This window comes from Aporhodopirellula aestuarii (assembly GCF_023701485.1).
GTDB lineage: Bacteria > Planctomycetota > Planctomycetia > Pirellulales > Pirellulaceae > Rhodopirellula > Rhodopirellula aestuarii.
The window spans coordinates 498,214-517,114 of sequence record NZ_JAMQBK010000060.1; the positions used below are offsets into that span (position 1 = coordinate 498,214).

Sequence of the window (18,901 nt, forward strand, 5' to 3'; positions counted from 1 at the left end):
GCCACAAAAACCCGTGAAAACCGAGAAACGGATGGCTCAGGAGGATCATCCGTTGGACGGGCCCGCAGGTCTGCGGTTATTCTACCGCGTCGGCGATCTTTCGAGTTGCCCCCGCGAAAAACCTTTGTTTGCTATTCATTTTTGTCCCTGACGCGTTTGACTGTTTTATGAAGATCATTTTGGCCGCTCCCCGTGGATTCTGTGCGGGCGTACACATGGCGATCGATTCGCTCGCTCTCACGCTGCAGAAATTCGGACCGCCGGTCTACGTCTACCACGAGATCGTCCACAACCAGCATGTGGTGAACGAGTTTCAGGGCAAGGGTGCCGTGTTCGTGAACTCGATCGACGAGGTTCCAATGGGCAGCGTACTGATGTTTTCCGCTCACGGGGTATCGCCAGAAATTCGTCAAGCGGCGAAGGAGCGAGAATTGTTCGCGATCGACGCCACCTGTCCGCTGGTCACGAAAGTGCATCTCGAGGCGATCAAATACGCCAAAGCGGGGTACACAATCATTTTGATCGGACACGAGGGCCACGACGAAGTGCTCGGCACGATGGGCGAAGCCCCCGAAGCGATCGTGTTGGTCGAAGACGAAGCGGGCGTCGATGCGTTGGAGTTTCCGGCCGGCACCCGATTGGCATATCTGACCCAGACAACGCTGAGCGTGGATGACGCCAATCGTGTGATCTCGCGGCTTCGTAGTCGGTTTCCCGAAATCGAAAGTCCTCCAAAAGACGATATCTGTTACGCGACCCAAAACCGCCAGGAGGCTGTTCGCAAACTCAGCGATGAGGCCGATGTGGTGGTGGTTCTCGGCAGCCAGAACAGCAGCAACAGCCAACGACTGCGAGAACTCGCCGCCGAGAAGGGGCAACGAGCGTACTTGGTCGACGGGCCGCAAGATCTTTCGGAAGAACTGTTCAACGCCGATGACACGGTCTTGATCACCGCCGGCGCGAGTGCACCGGAGTCGGTCGTTCAGTCCGCGATCGATTGGCTGCAAGCAACCTTTAACGCTTCCGTCGAACCGCGTGAGGTCCGCAAGGAAGACGTTCGCTTCCCGCTGCCCAAACCGCTGCGAGCCTACGCGAAAGAGGTCAACGCAGGCTAAATCGAGCGACCCGTAACGCATGTCAGTGGCCGCCATTGGCGTCGTATCGCCCTCTTTCGATGCCTCGGCTAGTCGACCAGGGGGCGAACCCGGTAGGTTGCTTAAAATCTTGGACGAGCCTGCGATTCTCGTCCTTTCCCCGCCTGATTCCAGCATACCGAGAGTTTTCACATGGTTGAGCCGCTGCCAATGCCGTCGCCCCATATCACTGCCTCAGAATCACTCCCCAAGAAGCCGGGAGTGCTGGTGATTTTCGCAACTCAAAAAGAGTCTGAGTCCGATGCGGCGTCGAAGCAGGCCGAATTGGATGCGAAAGTTCGCGGTGCGTTAGACAAATCGCTGGTCGAAACCATTGACCGACTCATCGCTTCGGGCGAGATCTCAGGTTCCGCTGGCGAAACCGTTTGCGTCGCGACGTCCCACGATCAAGCACCGATGTTGGTGGTTGCCTCGCTCGGAAGTGCTTCGCAGTTGACCCGTGGTGGTGTGGTGGATGCCTCCGCAACCGTGGTCCGCAAGCTCGCCGACAAATCGCGTGCTCAAATCACATTTTTGGTCGGTGGCGAGATCGATTCCGACGATCATGACGCGTTGGTGGCGGGAGCTTTGACCGCGTGCGAAGGCCAGCATCTCTATCAAAGCCAACCGTCGACGTTTGTTCCCGAAAGTTTGACCTTTGTCGGCATCAGCTCGTCTGCGGCCGAAGTAGGTGAAAAAATCGGCTCGTCGGTGAATCACACCCGCCGGTTGGTTAACGAGCCACCGACAATCATGAACCCGACCGAATTCGCTAACCAAGCCGCCGCGATGGCCGCAGCGGAAGGTTTGACTTGTGAGATCTGGGATGAACATCGTCTCGAGTCGGAAGGTTGCCGTGCCATTTTGGCCGTCGGACGTGCATCGACCAGCCCTCCTCGGCTGGTGATTTTGAAACACAACGGCGGTGGGTCGGAACCCCCGATCGCGATCGTGGGCAAAGGGGTCACGTTCGATAGCGGCGGTTTGTCGATCAAGCCAAGCGACGGGATGGTCGACATGAAGTGCGACATGGCAGGCGCTGCGACCGTCGTGGGAGTCATGCGGGCGATCGCGCGACTCGGCATCAAACGAAACGTGATCGGCTTGTGCGGGCTCGCCGAAAATATGATCAGCGGTGATTCCTACAAACTCGGCGACGTCATCGAGACGCGGTCCGGCAAAACGATCGAGATCCTCAACACGGATGCCGAAGGACGCGTTGTTCTCGCCGATACTCTCGACGTCGCTGTTGAACATGGGCCTTCGGTGATCGTCGACCTGGCGACGTTGACGGGGGCGTGCATGGTCGCGCTCGGAAACGACGTTGCCGGTTTCATGACGAATAATCAGGACCTTTGCGATGAAGTCACCTCGGCAGCTCAAGTCGAGTGCGAGCCGGTGTGGCAACTGCCGATGTTCCCGCTCTACAACGACAAGGTGAAGAGCAAGGTCGCCGACATTAAGAACGTCGGCGAAGGTCGATGGGGCGGCGCGATCACGGCAGCTAAGTTCCTCGAACACTTCGTCAAAGACACGCCATGGCTACACATCGACATCGCGGGACCCGCGTTCGTCGATTCGGCCAAGCCTTCGCGTGATGCGGGAGCAACGGGGGTAATGGTACGGTCGCTGATCCGATTTATCGGCGACAAACAGTAGACGCCGGGTTGGCAAGGATCATCACCCCTCAAGCGAACCAATCATCTCGGCTGATCAGACCGGGGGGAAGGCCGCGTTGGGCGCCCATGGGTCTGATCAAGGCGGGATCCGATTTCTCGCAGCCTACGAGATGAGTTAAAACACTTACCGCGCACGGGTGGTAAGTAGTCGTCCGCAGTGTTGTGCCTCCCCCCTTGTCTGACGGTTCGCGTCGTCCTAACCACATTTGCTGGGCAATTTCGAGCTCAAAGGGGCTCAAAACGCACCTGTTTTTGCGGTTTCAATTCGACTGGGGGTATGGAGTAGCCGATATTCAATCGTGGGCAGCAGGAAGGACTGAGTCGAGATTTCATACCCTCGGCAAATCCAGTGGGGTATTCCTGCGTTATTTTTAACAGTGTTCGGATGGTCGGCGCCTGGGGGCACAGGTTCGATCATCCGAACACGTTTTTATATGTCATCCATGAGACGACACGCCCGTCGCGGTTTCTGTACGCGACAAAATGACGGCAGTCTCTCTCTCAGCACGATCGATCATGTCGTCGATTTGAGTGCGTCCGGTTTTAGTACTGAACCTCGGTCACGCCACGGGCACCCGATGGCAGTTTCCCTGTCACGGTGATATCAGTCAGACGATATCGCCCCGGCACCCATCTTTGGCTGCTCTTGGTTGCGAACGCGGCTTGGCGAACCACCAAGGTTTCACCGATCTCGAGCGGTTTGTCTTGATACAAAAAGTACTGCCCGTTGAGGTTCACGGTGACGTTCGGGATCGCAAAATCGGCCTCGTTCTCAATCACCACCACGTCTTCGAGAATCTGTTTTTCGCCATCGAAAGTCGGCAGCGGGCGTCGGTCTACGATGACGTTCACGGGGAGTTGGTGTTCGCTCGCTTTTCCAAAAATGATCGCGTAGGCCGACAACGTGATCAGGGGAAACAAGCACACCGCCGCAAGGGCGAGGAACAACCCGCGCGTGGACAACTGCGCGACCGGGGCGATCGATCGAGGGCTTTCGAATACGACATCGTCACGAGTTTCCGAATCCACCGAAGGTGGTTCAGTCGAGATCGAATTTTGCGTTGCGTCGGGCTGCGGGTGGCCAGTGGATTCGTTCATGCAGTCATGATAGCAAGCCGTCATCTGTTTCCGCACCCTCTGGCGGATCCGCCCAATCCCATTTGCCGCACGTTTCGATAACGACATCGTCTTGGCGTTGGTTCGGCGCCACCATGATCAGGGGCAACGTTTCACCAGCGGGCGAGAACCGCTCGGTCAGGTCAGGCGAATGGTCTCCGCTTGTGGCTTGCGAAAACTGCTTCGCTTTTTCACGTCCCATCACAAACAATCCCGTCGCCAACGCGTCGGCGTCAATCGCGTTTGGAGTCACGACGCTGAGCGAGAGCAAGTCGCCGGCAGGTTGCCCCGTGCGGGGATCGATCACGTGCCCGTAACGTTTACCCCGATGGTGAAAGAATTGTTTGCCGCTGCCGCTTGTTGCCAGTGCCGCGTCACGTAGCCAAATCCCAGCTAGTCGCCGGTTGGGTTTGGTCGGATGCGATATCCCGACTTTCCAACCACGCGGCGGAAGCGAGTCAGCGGTATCTTCGGATTCGACCCCGGCGTCATCCTGTTCCTTGTCCGGTTGTGCAAACTGATCGCCTCGTGCCAACACACTGCTTTGTCCAGCGTGGATCAGGAAGTCGCGAATGCCGGCTGATTGCAATTGATCGGCGAGTCGGTCGATCGCATCGCCTTTGCCGATCCCGCCCAAGTTGATCTGCATTGACGGCCTGGCCAGTTCCGCGGTACGACGGTCGGGATCGAGACGCAAGTGTTGGATGCCCACGTGACTCAGAGCCGTCTCGATTTCTGCAGTGGAGGGTTTGCGGCCTTCTCGGGTCGTGAATCCCCACGCGTCGATCAGCGGACCCGCGGTGATGTCGAACGCGCCGTTCATGCATTCGCTCAGTCCGACGGCGTGTTGCAAGACCGCGAACGTGTCCGGTGAGACCGTGATGGGGCCGCGTCCGGCGGATCGATTGACCGCTGAGATTTCGCTCTTGGCATCATAGATCGTGAGCCGATCCTCGATCGCGTCGATCGATTCGAGTGCGTCGAGGACCACGTCGGCCACCGAGCGGCGGCCGATTCTTTGTTGTTCGTCACGCACCAGCACGACGAAATCGCATGCCATCGCACGGTGAGACAATTCGAGGAGATTCATGTCTACCGTTGTAACGCGTTCGTTTGACTTTCACAGTCCTGGCGGACGATCGAATCCGATTCGGACCGCTCCACACGTTCGGCTTCGACGAATCGAGAACCGCGAAAGCGACGGTTACGATCCGTTGACGAGAAGGTGGACGATTCGGCACGCATGTCCGCGGCTCGACTCGTTCTTTCGATCCGTTGTTTGGATCTTGATTTCGTGCGTTCCCGGTTCCAATTCGCTTTCAAGAAGTACGACCCACGGGATATGCAGACCCCGGCTCCATTTCGTGAACAGGTCCCGCGTCTTGGTCGGTCCGCCGTCGATTTGGTAAGAGATCACACCGGCGTCCGGACCTGCGGCAATGAATAGTCCGACGGCGCGGCCGTCGAACGTCATCGAGAAAGACGCATTCGGTTTTGTCGCCACCAGCATTGGCACATTCGCAAACCCGTCACGTACCGAACCGCCGACCCCGTCGCTCGTCGGATCGCAGTCACTGACGACTTCGAATCCGTCCGCATCCTTGATCGAATCGAGGGGAACATATCGGCCGCGGTCGTAGCTAAATCGGTCGATCGGTTCCGGCATCTCGTGCGGCGTCAGCATGCTCTCGGCGGGCAGCGGAATTTCCCACGCGGTGCTGAGCAAGCGGCGGATCGTGGACGCATAGATGCGATGACCATACGGCGAAGGATGTAGATTGACGAAATCCTTTTTCCAATCGAATTGACCGGCGTCGATCCGTTCGGTGACCTCTTTCGCCAGTTGGATCGTTGAAACACCGTAGTGGTCCGCTACCGCTTCGTGCTGCCTAATCGCCTCAGGAATCTGATCGTTGCGATAATTGGCCATGTGCCGCGGTTCGACGAAGTGCATCACGACGACATCCATGTTGGGATTGGATCGTCGTGCGTGGCGTAGGATCCCTTCCATGCCGCGGGTCATTTCGACGGGCGTCCGCATATTATGAAGGTCATTCACGGCGGCTTCTTCAAACAACAGATCAACGTCGCCGTGGCTCAGCACATCACTAGCAAACCGAAAAGCACCTGGAGTGGATCCGGTTGACGGGATTGCGGCGTCGACGAAATCGAATTCGGTTTGAGGAAAACGTTGCTGCAGATACTCGCAGGTCAATTGACGCCATCCGTCCATCTTCGTGATCGATCCGCCGAGGAACGCGACGCGGCCGCGTTTTTCTTTCTCGAACACGGTTCGGCAATTGTCGAGCGAGCCACGCAGGACGAAATGGTCTTCGTGTGCGGATAAGTTCGCCGTGTGTCGCTCGATGAAGTCGGCAACGCGAACGGGATCAGGGTGGGGGAAGTGATGACCTCCCGATTTCTCGGTGCCCTCTGCAACGGTCATGATGTCAATTTTTCCGCCAAGTTTGCGATAACGCTCGGCGAGAATGAACGTGTTTTCTGTCGGCGGCACAATGACGTCGTTGAGTGACACAATGTGCAAAGCCGGAATCTTCGCGTCCGCGATCGGTTGCAGCCGATCGATCGGGTTGCCCTTAAATTCCAAGGCGGTTTCTTCGGTCAGCCCGTACTCTTCCAAACAGATCTGCCAAGTCTTCGGGTCGCCACGTCCGGTGCCTTTACCGCCCGGCCAACTCCTGACGTCGCAGACCGGTGTATCGCAGTAAATGCACCTGACGCGTTCTGGCCAACGTGAGGCGAAGCCATAAACAAACAGCCCGCCGCGACTGACACCTTCTAAGGCGACTTCGCGGTTGAGCCCGTGTTCGACCATGAAATGATAAAACTTGTCCCAATGTTGCATCGCCCGTTCGCTGCCCAACATGCCGTTGGTGTCGATATGGGCGACATGAAAACCACGGTTCAGAAGAATTCGGTCGGCTTCGGCATGGAAGCTAGGAAACCGAGCCCGCCACACCCAAGGATGGCCGGGTGCGGCGACTTTCGGTTCGACGACAAATGCTCGACGACCGTCGAACTGAAATTCGTATCGGTCGAATCCGTTCCAGTTTTTTTTCTCGCCGGGCCATGATTGCGAGTCAAGGTTGACCACCTCCGCACTGGCCTGATTGGCGATCAGGCCACCCAAGCCGAGTCCGACGAAAAGTAAAGTTAGCAAAAGGGGACGCATAGGTTTCATCAATTGGGAACGGGAAGCACGATCGCATCATTTTCATTGAACACAGCTTTTCCTGGTTTCCCGTCGATGCGGTATTCGATGTGAAGCTGTTTCTTCTTTCCGGGGGCAGGGTCGCCACCGAAGTTCGAATCGTAATTCGGATTATCCAATAGGATAATCGGAAGTTTACCGACCTGCTTTTGAAGGCGAGCGGTGACATCGACGTTTTCATCCGGCGCCCCGTAGGTCGCGTGAGTGATTTCGACGTCCATCTCTTGAAGATCTAACTTCGCCAGTAGACGCTCCACCGCAGGTGTCGATTCGAGTTTCTGAGCGATCTGGAGAGCGACCGCTTGAGCTTCGTTCTCGATCGACGCCTGCTCACTCAATTCAACGGCGATCTTCAGCATCGCGACACTCGGGTAACGACTTGCTGCGTCGAGGATCAAGCGTTTCTCATCATCGCGATCGGCGATCGCGACCGCGGCGGCCGTCATCTCGTTGCGTTGCTTTTGGGGCATCCGGAATTGACGGACGATCCGGAGATAACCACGAACCGCACGAATGCGATAGACGTGGTTGGGCTGTTGCGAAATTCTCATCAATACGTCGGCGGCATCGACGGTCATCCATCCGCCGAGCAGTCGAGTGGCGGCGTTTTGGAGGTCGAGGCTACTGCTCATCGCGGCCTTCTCGATCGCGGCCAAGGCGTCGGGTCCGCCCATTTCCGCGAACGTTTCGACGATCACGAGCTGCTCATCGCGGCCGTACTTCGCCATGGCTGACTCGAGCAACGCGACACATTCCGCGTCATCACTCATTCGCACGCAGGCTGCGCGGAGTGCTTTGAGAGCCGCCGTTTTCGACGATTCGGTTACTCCGCTTTGTGTGCCCATCGCCCGCTCGATCAAAATCGGCAATTCGTCGATCGTGGCCACATTACCCAAGGCAGTCATTGCCGCGATTGCGATCGACGTGTCTTGGTTGTCGACCGCACTGACGAGCGTATCGATGGCACTAATTCGTCTCGCCCCGATCGCTTGGATCAGGGCTTCGAGTTCAATGCCTTGAACCTTTTTGGCTCGCGAGACGATTTCAGCGTCCACTTGTTCGTCACCTACGATGGCCAGAGCCGATTGTCCAGCCGAGGCGACGACGTCATTGCTGTCGGTGGCGGCTGCGATCAAGGCGTCGAGGCAAGTGGCGTTGCCGATGCGAGCCACAACGCCGAGGGCGGCGGTCTTGATATCGATTTGAGTATCCGTGTTGGCGGGCTTTTGAATCGTTTCGAGCATGGCGTCGAGCATCGAGGATTCCCCGCGATCACCGAGTGCGATCACATACAGGGCCGCTTGCGTTTTAGGGACCCGATCACGTGCTGCGAGTAACGCGTCCGAAACGCCGTAGCCACTGAGTTCTCGAGCTGCGGTCAGAGCGATGTAACGGATCCGTTTGTTGTCGGAGTTGAGGCTTTGCACGAGAAGATCGATGCCGTCGCGTCCGCGAGAAAGGATCGCACCGCGGGTGGCTTCAACCTTTCGCGGATTCGGCAGTTCGGTTTCGAGGACAAGATCATACAATGCGGTCGCTTCGGCGGACGATTCACTCGATGCCGTCACGGCAGCTTCGGCACATCGGATCAAACCTTCCGCGACGACAGATCGCACGTTCATGCGAGAATCAGCGAGGGCATTTTTGAGACCATCGATGGCCGCGTTGCCGCCGATTTTTCCGAGCGACATCGCGGCTGCCTTCGCCACCAGTTCGTCTTCGCTGGCGAGTTTCTCAGTCAGAGCATCGACCGCGTCGGCGCTTCGTTTGACACCGAGCGATTGGATGACGCCGACGAGCGGCAAGCCTTCCGTAGTTGAGACCGCGTTGAGCAACGCCGTTTCGGAGGACGGATCGTCGATCGCTTCGAGGGCAATCCGTGCCCAAGAGTTCAGTTCTGGATCCGGCAGCAACGAGGCAACCGAATCGATGCAGTCCGCCGAACCGAATACGGCGAGGCGTTTGCAGGTGATCGCTTTGTCTGCCTTGGGAGTATCCTCCGAGGTCAGGATTGCAATCATTTCTGTTTCAGAGGGAATCTCGTCACTAAACGCTGCACCGGAGTGAAACGCCAGTAACAAAGCCATCAGGCAGTTTGTAAGGGGGCGGGCGAACATGATTGTGGAGCTTTTGCTAGGAGTGTGAGAGGTGTCTAGATCTGCCATGGTTCGCGAAAGGCTTCGCCTCGCAAACGATTCGCTTCGGCATCGTCAATGAACTCGTAGGTTGTTTGGTCGAGTTTGACTTCGCGTCCTAAATAGGCGGCGACGTTAGCGGCATGACACGTGATGTGTGCGTAGCAAGCGGCTTCCGCGTTGGCGCGCGGCTGGCTGCGGGTTTTCACACTGTCTAGGAAATCACGGACGTGGAAGGTTGCCGGATACCCGCCGATTTCTTCGACTTGACGTCCCGCCAGCAACTCCGGTGAACTGAGCACGAATTTTCCGCTGTCTCCGGTTTCGATCCAGCCGGTGTCGCCTTCAAAGCGAACCGGGCATGATCCCAAAGGCAACCAACCGTCGTCGCGGATGACGAGTTTGACGCCGCTGGGGTACTCGGCAACGATGCGGCCGTCCTTGGGTGCCTGATAGCTCACCGCGGCGGTCGTGTCGGCGCGGGCTGCCCATTGGCACAGGTCGACGCAGTGGGAGCCCCACTCGAGCACGCCGCCGCCGGTTAATCCGCCGCCTTTTTCGAAATTGAATCCGTCGAGCCAAGCTTTGTTGTAAGGCCGATAGGCCGCTGGGCCGAGGTACATGTTCCAATCGACTTGCTCGATCGGCGGTAACTCTTGCTCAGGTAACCAGCCGCTCATTTTGGTTTTCATGCCGGCAGGTTGAGCGTGCACGGTGTGCAGTTTTCCCAACCTTCCGGTTCTCGCCAGCATGCAAGCGAATTCAAAGTGTGGCAGGTTTCGGCGTTGAGTTCCGGCCTGAAAAATCACCCCGGTACGCTGCATCGTTTCGGCCAACTGCAGGCTCTGCACGATATTTTTCGTACAAGGTTTCTCGCAGTAAATGTCTTTTCCGGCGCGGGCGGCATGGCAGGCGGCGGTCGCATGCCAGTTAGGCCCCGTCGCGATGAGTACCGAGTCGATGTCTTCACGGGCCAGCAGTTCGCGGAAGTCGCGATAGGTATCACAATCGGAGTTGTTGTGATGGGCGTCAACGCGGCCCTTAATGCCAGTTCGTTGCGTCTCCTTAATGTCAGCGACCGCAATGAATTGAACGTCGGGCTGTTCGAGAAAACAACCGAGGTCATAGGTTCCTCGACGACCAATCCCAATTCCACCAACGGTGATTCGATCGCTAGGTGCGACAGCACCCCCTAGCCCGAGTGTGGATGCGGAGACAAAGCGAGGAATCGCGAGCGAACTCGCAGCCAAACCTGTAGAGAGTGATCGGCTAAGGAATTGACGTCGATTCGGGGGATTCATCGACGCCGCAAGAAGTCGCGACATGGCAGGAGTCCTTGAAGACTTTAAAGGCGGGAAGCAACGAGGCTATTGAAAGGTAGTCTATACGACTTCGTTGCCCAAAGGGGACGTACCAATGAGGTATGTGCTGGTGTGCCGCAGTGGGTTACTGGAAATGCGATCAGTACCACTGCATCGCGTAGTCTTTGAATTGCTCGATCGCGATCTGGCGTGCGTCGGGCTCGCTCAAGTATCTCGCCCATTTCAGTTTTTCGGCATCGAGCCGCTGGTAGAGCAGCGTCTTGCTGTACTGATAGCGATGCCAATGCCATGGTGTATCGCGTGAGTAAGATTCAATTGCGAGTTGCCGCTCGGCCAACATCGCATGCACGCCATCACGAATCACGGGATCGGGATGGTTTACTAAATTTAGAAGTGGAAACACGCCTTCATCATTAATCGGTTTGACCGCAATCATGACGGACGGTTTTAGATAACCGTTCGCAACACGCGCCGCATTGTATCGATGGGCGACATAGTCGACCGGGAACAAGCAATACAACACCACCGTGATCGATAGTGCGATCAGTTGTGATTGGATTAACCAAGTGAAGGAACGACGCCGAATGATCTTAAAGATCACCAACCCGAATCCGACCAACACCAACGTGATCCCAAAAAATCCAACCGTTCGCATCCGCGTCATGCCGTTGTACCCGACATAGATCCACAACCGATTGTAAACCGCGACCGCGAGCAGCAAATTCATTGCTGACCAAACCCACGCGAGTGTCTTCAAGCGATTAACACGTGAATCACAGAACATGCGTGCGTGAAAGATCAATGAGAGGGTGAGTGTTGCTAACGCCAACGCGACCGTTAACCAAGCGGCACCTTCATGAGCATACCCCGCGTAATAAAAGCCATCTGGAAAGTCTTTCTTCCAAAGCGTTTTAAATTCGAAGACGAGATAAGCCGCAAACAATGCGATCAACGCAATCAGTGTGTTGCGAGCCGGGTGGTACCAAGTCGTTGGTGCGTCCTTGAGCGATTCCGGTATGACCGAATTCGCAGGATCGCCTTTGGCGAGCAGTCGCGTCAAAAGTTCCTCTGATGATGCCACGAGTGGTCGTAGCAGGCCGATGCCTACGAAGAATGCTGTCACGCAAAATGGAAGTTCCCAAAACGAAACTTCTGAGAAGAAATCAAGCAGTCTCTCCGAGAAGCGACTCATCCAATCGGATACACGATCCACCAAGTCCGGGTTGGCCAAAACAAAGATGCCACCGAACACGACCACCGCGACCAGGGGCATCAGTACCGCAAGCAACTGGGACGGCGAAGCAGAGGCGCGGTTCGCACTGGGGAGTCGTTGGAGTTGTGGTAGCCGATCGGCGCCGAAAAAGGGGCCAAACAGAATCATCGTGACGATGCGTGATAGAGTGGGGAGCCATCCCGAAAGCGACAACGCCAGGGCGATGAACACGAACGCCGCGGCGAGCGAGGTTGATACCGAACCCGCCCAACTCAATCGCAAGATCGCGATGATCAACAACGCCGCCGCGATCCAAGCCGACGCGGAGGTGTTCCCCGAACGCGAAATCGCGTTTTGTTTGAGGTCGGCAAAAGAATCGTCACGTAGTCGATGAACAACGATGAGGCTGCACAACGCGATTGCAAAAAACGCCGCGACCGCGAAATAGCCCTGTGCCCGAAAAATCAACAGGTCCGCGGCGACGGTCCACACGGCGACCATGGCCACTTCGGACATGATCGAGCGGGTTCGATCGCCCGACGTTACGAGATCCGATGAGGTCGATCGAGCGTCCGGCGTCGACCATTCCGGGGGAGATGCACCCGCGTCGTCTTCGTTGCCGGCCATTTCATTCGCATCGCTGGACATCCTCGATCACCACCTTTGAGAAGACACAGACGGGGTCAACCTAACTCGAGCACGACGTCGCCCACGGGGTTCGGTGTCGCCCACGGGGACTCGGTCGGCGATCAGTTCAATTCCCAAACCGAAAGGTCGTCGACGGCGAGAGAGTCGCCACTCATCACGATGCGGTAGTTGGGTTTGTCCGTGTCCAGTTTCTCATGGCCGGCTTCGACAATTGCTCCATTGTCGGTTTGTGCCACGACGCGATCGCCTTTCATCTCGACCTGCAGCGTGTACCACTCTCCGGCAGTGAACTTTGCTTTGGCGGATCCCATCACGACGGCCTTAGACGCCGGATCTTTTTTGTCCTTATCGAGGCTCACTCGCAATTCAGCGGGCGTGATGGCGACTCGAAACAGATGGCCACCTTTATGATTGAGGCTGAGGTTGAATCCTCTTGTTTTTCCGTCGAAGCGGAACGAGACGCGAATTGCCGAGTCATGATTGGCTTTTTTAACGTTCAGCACGGCGGCGTGTTTGTCCGATGCGAGTTCTTTGCCGAGCAACGCTCCGTCGACGACCTCCCACTGGCCTTTAACACCTTGAAAGAGCTTTGGCATCGACGCGTCAAAGGATTCTTGCAGGACGACGTCGCCAGGTTGTCCAAGTTTGAAATCAAGCGATGCGTTCTTCTCAGCGATTGCTGGTGACGAAAGTCCTGCCAGTGAAATCAGAAGAGTCGAAAAAACGGTTTGAAGTAGACGGTTCATCAATGATATCTCGATCGTGGGGAAAACGGTCATCTGGGACGGTCCAGTACGCCTGATTGTAACCGACGCCAAACCAGGCGTTCGCACGGATGGATATCGTTTTTGGCAAGTGGGCAGGAGTCTTTCGAGATACTTGTCGTTTGATGCATGCCGCGCTCTCCACCAACGAACTTCAGAACGCGGCTGATCCGTCGAACGTTCGGCGATGGACGATCTCGCGACCAGGCTTGGCGAGATCGAACGTGACGTATCAAGTCGGCAAGCAGAACGACGAATAAGTTGCGCCGTATCCACGGGGATGACTACTCTTGAGCGTTCGCCGTCTCTGACTCAGAGTCATCCGTATCGTCTCCGACGGGAATGGCGGTAGGATCTTCGAGGGGGGCGAGGACGATCTGTTTGGTGATCTCCTTGCCTTTGCGGAGAATCTTGATTTCTTGCGTGGAGCCCACGGGCTGTTGTTCGACGGCTTGTTGGAGGGCGCTCATCCTGCGAACGCGTTGCCCGGCAAACTCTAAGATCACGTCGAGGCTTTCCAGTCCGGCGATGTCCGCTGCGGAGTCTTTGATGACTTGATAAACGAGCACGCCAAGGTAGTTGGGCAGTTTGAGTTTGGCGGCAAGTTTGGGATTGAGTTCGGCGAGTCGTACGCCCATCGCCGCTCGGCGGACGCGTTCGTACTGGGCGAGTTCACGGGCGATCCATTTGGCCTGATTGATCGGGATGGCGAACCCGATGCCCTGGTATCCACCGTTGCGAGTTGCGATCGCGGTGCTGATCGCGATCACGTTGCCGTCGAGGTCGACGAGCGGCCCACCCGAGTTGCCCGGATTGATCGCCGCATCGGTTTGGAACAATCGTCCGCGGCGGATTTTCTCGAGGCCACGGTTTTTCGCGCTGATGATTCCGGCACACACCGTCGCTTCCAACTTAAACGGACTGCCGATGGCGAGCACCCAGTCACCAATCTCGAGTTGATCGGAATCTCCGAAGGTTCCGACGTTGAGTTCGCGGTCGGTTCGAATTCGCAAAACAGCGACGTCGCTGTCGGGGTCACTGTAAACATCTTCAGCGACGAGTTCGGATTCATCGGGTAGTTGAATCACGACACGCTGCGCGGAGGTAACGACGTGATGATTCGTCATCACCCAATAAATTTTGGGGGAGGCTGGTTCGCTGGATTGCGTGGCGGATGTTTCGTCCGTGGACATCAGGTCAACGATCACACCCGAACCGAGCCCGGTCAGTTGGTAGCCTTCTTCTTCGGATTGTTGCGGCGGGGTGGGGCCGAGCGTTTCGTCGCCCGGAGGGATGTTTTCGATCTCCTCGTTAGCGGGGGATTGACCGGCAGGTTTACTCGCGTTTTGGCCGTATGAAAAAACCGTCACGACCGAAGGCGTGGCTTCACGAGCGGCGTGTCGAAACGCCCGCGAAAGTGCTTGAGCGTTACGCTTCCAAGACGTGTCCTCATCCGTGTCGGGCTTCTCGGATTCTTTGTCTGTTGAGCGGGCCGGGGCTGAATTGTTGCGGGATTGAGCTTCGTCGTCGCTGATCGTCGGCAGCGTGACAATTTCCTGGCAACTCGCCGTCGCCGAGTGAAGAGCGGTCACAGCCAACATTGCGGCGAGGCAAACAGCAGTTTTGCAGTGTGGGGACATGTCTCGGTTTCTCAGGGCATCAGGTGGGATAGGATCACGGAGGGATACTGTTGAGGCGTGACGTAACGTCACAGTCAAACGAGGCCTCTGAGCATCTTAGCCGCTATGAGGGCAGATTCGGAATGAGCGGTAGTCATTTTGAGTCAGCTTTCTTCACGGGAAGAACGCGGTTTCGTGCACGGGCACCGCCTCAAAGTATTGTTTAAGGAGCAGAATCGGTTACGCTAGGATTGCACGGAAGGCGGAATAAACTTCTCTAGTCTGGACCCGAATATGTCACTCATCTCCGCACGCACCTCCAAGGTGATGGCCAGTTCCGATCTTGAAGCACCTTCCGAAGAGGAGGTGGGGCGATTGGGGCAAGTGGCAATTTCCGCTCGCGATCACGCGTATGCTCCGCACAGTCACTTCTATGTGGGGGCCGCCGTACTGTTGCACGATGGCCGAATCATCGGCGGATGCAACGTCGAGAATGCCAGTTTCTCGTTAACCCAATGTGCCGAACGTGTGGCCGTGACCACCTCGGTGGCCAACGGTTATCGCAGTTTTCGGGCGATCGCAATCGCTAGTGTTGGCGGTGCGATGCCATGTGGTGCGTGTCGCCAAGTGTTGGCCGAATTCGGGATGGATTTGTTTGTCTACACGATCGACGTTATCGATGGCGAGCGACAGATGCGGCGCCTCTCGGAATTGCTGCCTGACGCTTTTTTGACGTCGGACATCCCCTCTTCTTAATTCAACGCCTGACGCTCCTCTCTTCTGAAGTCTACTAGCATGGTTCGGTTTCTCATGTGCAGCCTCGTCGCTGCTTCGGTCGGTATCGTTGTATCCAACGTCAACGCGCAGAACTATCTGGGACCTCGCTATCCCGGCGAGGTGATCATTTCCGAACGGGTGGTCACGCCCAAGCCGGAACCCGATAAGTCGCAAACGTTGCCGGCGCCGCAGACGTTGCCGGCGCCGCAGACGTTGCCACCTCCGACATCGAGGCAAACTCGACGAACCGGATCACAAGACAGTCGTCAAAGTGTTGTGGTCAAACGGCCGGCCGATAACGAATCGACGGCCGAACCCCTGTCATTGTCTGATGGTGGACTGCGACGCAACGAAGAACCTCGGCAGGACATCCCGCTGTTGGCTTTCGGCCACGAGGTGTGGGGGAAAATGTTGGCGTTGGAAAGGGAGAACGCAAAACTCGAAGCGACGCTCGAATACGAACGACGTCTCGCCACCTTTCGGGAACACGCTGACAAACTGCAAGAGGCTCGGGCGGCCGAATTCGAACGTTTGAAATCAGAGATGAAGCAGCAACAGGTGGTCGCGCAGCGAGAACTCGAAGCCACTCGTGCCGGCATTGCGGAAGCCATGCGTCAGGTGCACTCGCGTACGGAGGAGATTACTCGGCTCGAACGAAAGTTGCATCAGGTTCAATCGTCCATCCCTGCCGATAAAGTCGAAGAGATTCGAAAGCCGCTCGCGGCGAAATTGGCGGAACAGTCCAAGCTCATTCGGCAGTTCGAAACGCGTCAAAAAGAAATGTCGGCAATGATCGCTCGTTTGCAGCAGGCACTCGAGCAGGCAAAGACACAGATCGCTCGCGTTGAGAAGCCGTCCAGATCGGAAGCTGAGCCCAATAGAAACCGGGACGCCGCCAGAAAAGCCGCGGAGAAGGCAGAGGCGGCCGTGAAAGCGGCAGCAGAAAGAGCGGCCGAGAGAAAAGAAGCAGAGAGAAAAGAGGCAGAGAGAAAAGAGGCGGAGAAGAAGGAGGCCGAGAAGAAGCGTGCTGCGAAGAAAGAGGCAGATGCTAAGGATGGCAAGCCGAAAGACGATCGCGATGCCGACAGTAAGAAGGCTGGCGACCGGGAGAAAATGCACCGCGATGAAGAAGAACCCTTGCCTCCACCCAATCGAGGCGATGAGCCACCGAGAGGGAAAAAAGGACGTTTCCGTGGAGCTGCTGACTCCGACCAACCGTCGATCACGCTCGCCGTATTACCGGTCGGATTTTCGCTCGAACCGACCGCCGCTGGTGATGAGTTGCCCGCGCCGGTTGCCACCGAAGAAAACGAACGCGACGAATCGGCGAATGACGGGGGCGGATTGCAAGATGACGTGATCAGTCCTCTTGGCGAAAGCGAACGCCCGGCATCGACGCCTGAAGTTTCCGAGCTTCCGGCACCAGTCGGCTCTTAATCACTCGGGATGACGTCCTGAATTCAGGACGCATGTTGGACGTTGTCGTCCGCGTCGAGTTTGTAGAAAATGGCGACCGGAAGAAACATGATCGCCATCGCCGCAAACAGATAGCTCCGCGGCCAATCTGCCGCTGAGATGATCTGGTCCAAGATCGAGTAGACGAGACCGGAGAGCACGATCGCGAAAAAGTTGGCTTGGTTCATCACCGCGATCATCCGGCCCTTGAGTTCCTGAGGCGGCCGGGCCTGCAAGAAGACTTGGATCGGGATGGCAAAGAACGCTGCCGAAGCGCCGAGGCAGATCAACACGGGGATCGATCCGTTGAACCCGAGCAAGTGTCCTTGACCGGGTGCGTCCGCTGCACCGGGCAGCGTGATCGACAGCAAGGCACACAACCCGACGGTGCCCCACATGCCAATCTGGATCACAAAATTATCGGAGATCTTCCGGCTGAGTGCACCGGCGACAGCCCCACCGATCGCGATGCCGACGCTAATCAGTGCGACCAGGATGCTAGTCCAGGTGTCGGTTTGTGCGAGTTGAACTTTGCTAAGCGAATTGACCGACTGAATGGTCAGTCCGGCGATCAGCCAAAACACGCATGACGCGAGCAGAGCGAGGAGCAGCGGTTTGTCTCGGCGGAGGAGCGCCCGCATCTCTTTGGGGACCGCTAGGTTTTCAGTTTTGAGCTTCAATCCCGGTGCGGCGGCGGGCAATCGGATGATCAACAGACTCGTGATGGTTCCGACCACCGCGATGCCGACACAGACGAGTGACCCGATCCACAATCCCGATGCGGCTTGCATGCGTGGCATGTCCGGCGGAACGATCGAATCCTTGAGCGGACCGGCGACAGCGGTGCCGATGATGATCGCGATGAAGGTCGTCATCAAAACCAATCCGTTGGCGCGGCCGAGTTGGTCTCGCGGCAACATTTCCGGCAGGATGCCGTATTTGCCGGGGCCGAAAAACGTGCTCTGCAGCCCCATCAAAAACAACACAATCCACAATCCGGCAAATCCGATGGTCGGCGTTGCCAGAAACGCGAGCATCCCGAGCGCCATGATTCCGATCTCGGCGACTTTGCTCGACACGATAATCGTACGTTTACTGAGCCGGTCAGCGAGGTAACCGGCCAAGCCACCGAAGACGACGAACGGCAGGCCGAACACGATCGTGGCAACCCCTTGGAGATCGGCCCCTCCGGATTCCGCGGCGGCTGCCGTGGTTTCGCCGGCAGCGACGGACGATTGGGCCATTTCCTGAACCGCGGGCGACGATTCGAGCATGCCGGATTCGGAGGCGCCCGCGACAATGGCCGTCGGGATCGCCAGCAGCAACAGCAACTGCTTGAACAAATTGTCGTTAAACGCACCAAAGAACTGGGTGGCGAGAAACCCGATGAACGCGGGATGCGAAAGTTGGTCGATCTTGCCCACAGCGTTTCCCTGGTCAGAAACGCTCTGTGAGGGGGCGTGGGCAGCGGTCGTCGCGTGCTCAGACGGCGGGACGAACTCGGGATCGGACGCGGCGTTTTCGGGCATGGGTGTGTGTTTCGGTGTTTCGGAGGTGCGGTCGCTAGTGAGAGAGAGCCTTACCACACGGGATTGCTTCGCGCCGACTCAGATTTTGGCGTCAATCCTACCGGATCGCTGCCTAGCGTGAAAAAAAAGCGTGTGAAACAGGAAAGTCTCGTTTTCCCTCTTGAAATTTGGTGGACCACCCCAGGCAGACACGCCTATCATGGAGGTGTTCCCGAGACGGGGGCCAGCGAGCGAGCGGACGGGCAACCAAGGTCGATCCCTGACGGAGTGCATGAGCGA

At 57.1% G+C, this 18,901-nt stretch carries 14 protein-coding genes; 5 read left to right on the forward strand and 9 right to left on the reverse strand.

The window, feature by feature from the left end; all coding sequences use genetic code 11:
• Positions 1-167 precede the first annotated feature (167 nt).
• Positions 168-1,115 (forward strand): 4-hydroxy-3-methylbut-2-enyl diphosphate reductase, encoded by a 948-nt coding sequence (gene ispH, locus NB063_RS22440; protein WP_250931125.1) that lies wholly within the window; start codon positions 168-170, stop codon positions 1,113-1,115.
• A gap of 171 nt (positions 1,116-1,286) precedes the next feature.
• Positions 1,287-2,792 (forward strand): leucyl aminopeptidase, encoded by a 1,506-nt coding sequence (locus tag NB063_RS22445; RefSeq protein WP_250931126.1) that lies wholly within the window; start codon positions 1,287-1,289, stop codon positions 2,790-2,792.
• Positions 2,793-3,355: 563 nt separating this feature from the next.
• On the opposite strand, the gene NB063_RS22450 is transcribed toward NB063_RS22445, so the two are convergent.
• The 7 genes from NB063_RS22450 to NB063_RS22480 all read right to left on the reverse strand — a co-directional run bounded on the left by NB063_RS22450 (position 3,356) and on the right by NB063_RS22480 (position 13,224).
• On the reverse strand, positions 3,356-3,910 hold the full coding sequence (locus NB063_RS22450) for a hypothetical protein (RefSeq protein ID WP_250931127.1): 555 nt from the start codon (positions 3,908-3,910) through the stop codon (positions 3,356-3,358).
• 4 nt (positions 3,911-3,914) lie between these two features.
• Complete coding sequence (locus NB063_RS22455) at positions 3,915-5,018, reverse strand: FAD:protein FMN transferase (protein WP_250931128.1); 1,104 nt, start codon at positions 5,016-5,018, stop codon at positions 3,915-3,917.
• Between the two features lie 114 nt (positions 5,019-5,132).
• Positions 5,133-7,121, reverse strand: coding sequence for an SGNH/GDSL hydrolase family protein (locus NB063_RS22460; RefSeq protein ID WP_250931129.1), 1,989 nt, complete (start codon positions 7,119-7,121; stop codon positions 5,133-5,135).
• A gap of 8 nt (positions 7,122-7,129) precedes the next feature.
• On the reverse strand, positions 7,130-9,247 hold the full coding sequence (locus NB063_RS22465) for a HEAT repeat domain-containing protein (protein ID WP_250931130.1): 2,118 nt from the start codon (positions 9,245-9,247) through the stop codon (positions 7,130-7,132).
• A 65-nt stretch (positions 9,248-9,312) separates the two neighbouring features.
• Complete coding sequence (locus NB063_RS22470) at positions 9,313-10,620, reverse strand: Gfo/Idh/MocA family protein (RefSeq protein WP_250931131.1); 1,308 nt, start codon at positions 10,618-10,620, stop codon at positions 9,313-9,315.
• Between the two features lie 136 nt (positions 10,621-10,756).
• On the reverse strand, positions 10,757-12,478 hold the full coding sequence (locus tag NB063_RS22475) for a DUF4153 domain-containing protein (RefSeq protein ID WP_250931132.1): 1,722 nt from the start codon (positions 12,476-12,478) through the stop codon (positions 10,757-10,759).
• Between the two features lie 101 nt (positions 12,479-12,579).
• The gene (locus tag NB063_RS22480) at positions 12,580-13,224 is read right to left on the reverse strand and encodes a family 16 glycoside hydrolase (protein ID WP_250931133.1); all 645 of its coding nucleotides are present in this window, start codon (positions 13,222-13,224) and stop codon (positions 12,580-12,582) included.
• Between the two features lie 89 nt (positions 13,225-13,313).
• Between NB063_RS22480 and NB063_RS22485 the strand changes: the two genes are divergently transcribed.
• Positions 13,314-13,502, forward strand: a complete 189-nt coding sequence (locus NB063_RS22485) for a hypothetical protein (protein ID WP_250931134.1) — start codon at positions 13,314-13,316, stop codon at positions 13,500-13,502.
• A 24-nt stretch (positions 13,503-13,526) separates the two neighbouring features.
• Here NB063_RS22485 and NB063_RS22490 read toward each other — a convergent pair whose 3' ends face one another.
• On the reverse strand, positions 13,527-14,882 hold the full coding sequence (locus NB063_RS22490) for a S1C family serine protease (protein WP_250931135.1): 1,356 nt from the start codon (positions 14,880-14,882) through the stop codon (positions 13,527-13,529).
• 261 nt (positions 14,883-15,143) lie between these two features.
• Here NB063_RS22490 and NB063_RS22495 point away from each other — a divergent pair, with 261 nt between their 5' ends.
• Complete coding sequence (locus tag NB063_RS22495) at positions 15,144-15,617, forward strand: cytidine deaminase (protein ID WP_407652690.1); 474 nt, start codon at positions 15,144-15,146, stop codon at positions 15,615-15,617.
• A gap of 39 nt (positions 15,618-15,656) precedes the next feature.
• Positions 15,657-17,075, forward strand: coding sequence for a hypothetical protein (locus tag NB063_RS22500; protein ID WP_250931137.1), 1,419 nt, complete (start codon positions 15,657-15,659; stop codon positions 17,073-17,075).
• Between the two features lie 23 nt (positions 17,076-17,098).
• Here NB063_RS22500 and NB063_RS22505 read toward each other — a convergent pair whose 3' ends face one another.
• Entirely contained in the window at positions 17,099-18,622 is a 1,524-nt protein-coding gene (locus NB063_RS22505) for an MFS transporter (protein ID WP_250931138.1), read from the reverse strand.
• Between the last annotated feature and the right edge of the window lie 279 nt (positions 18,623-18,901).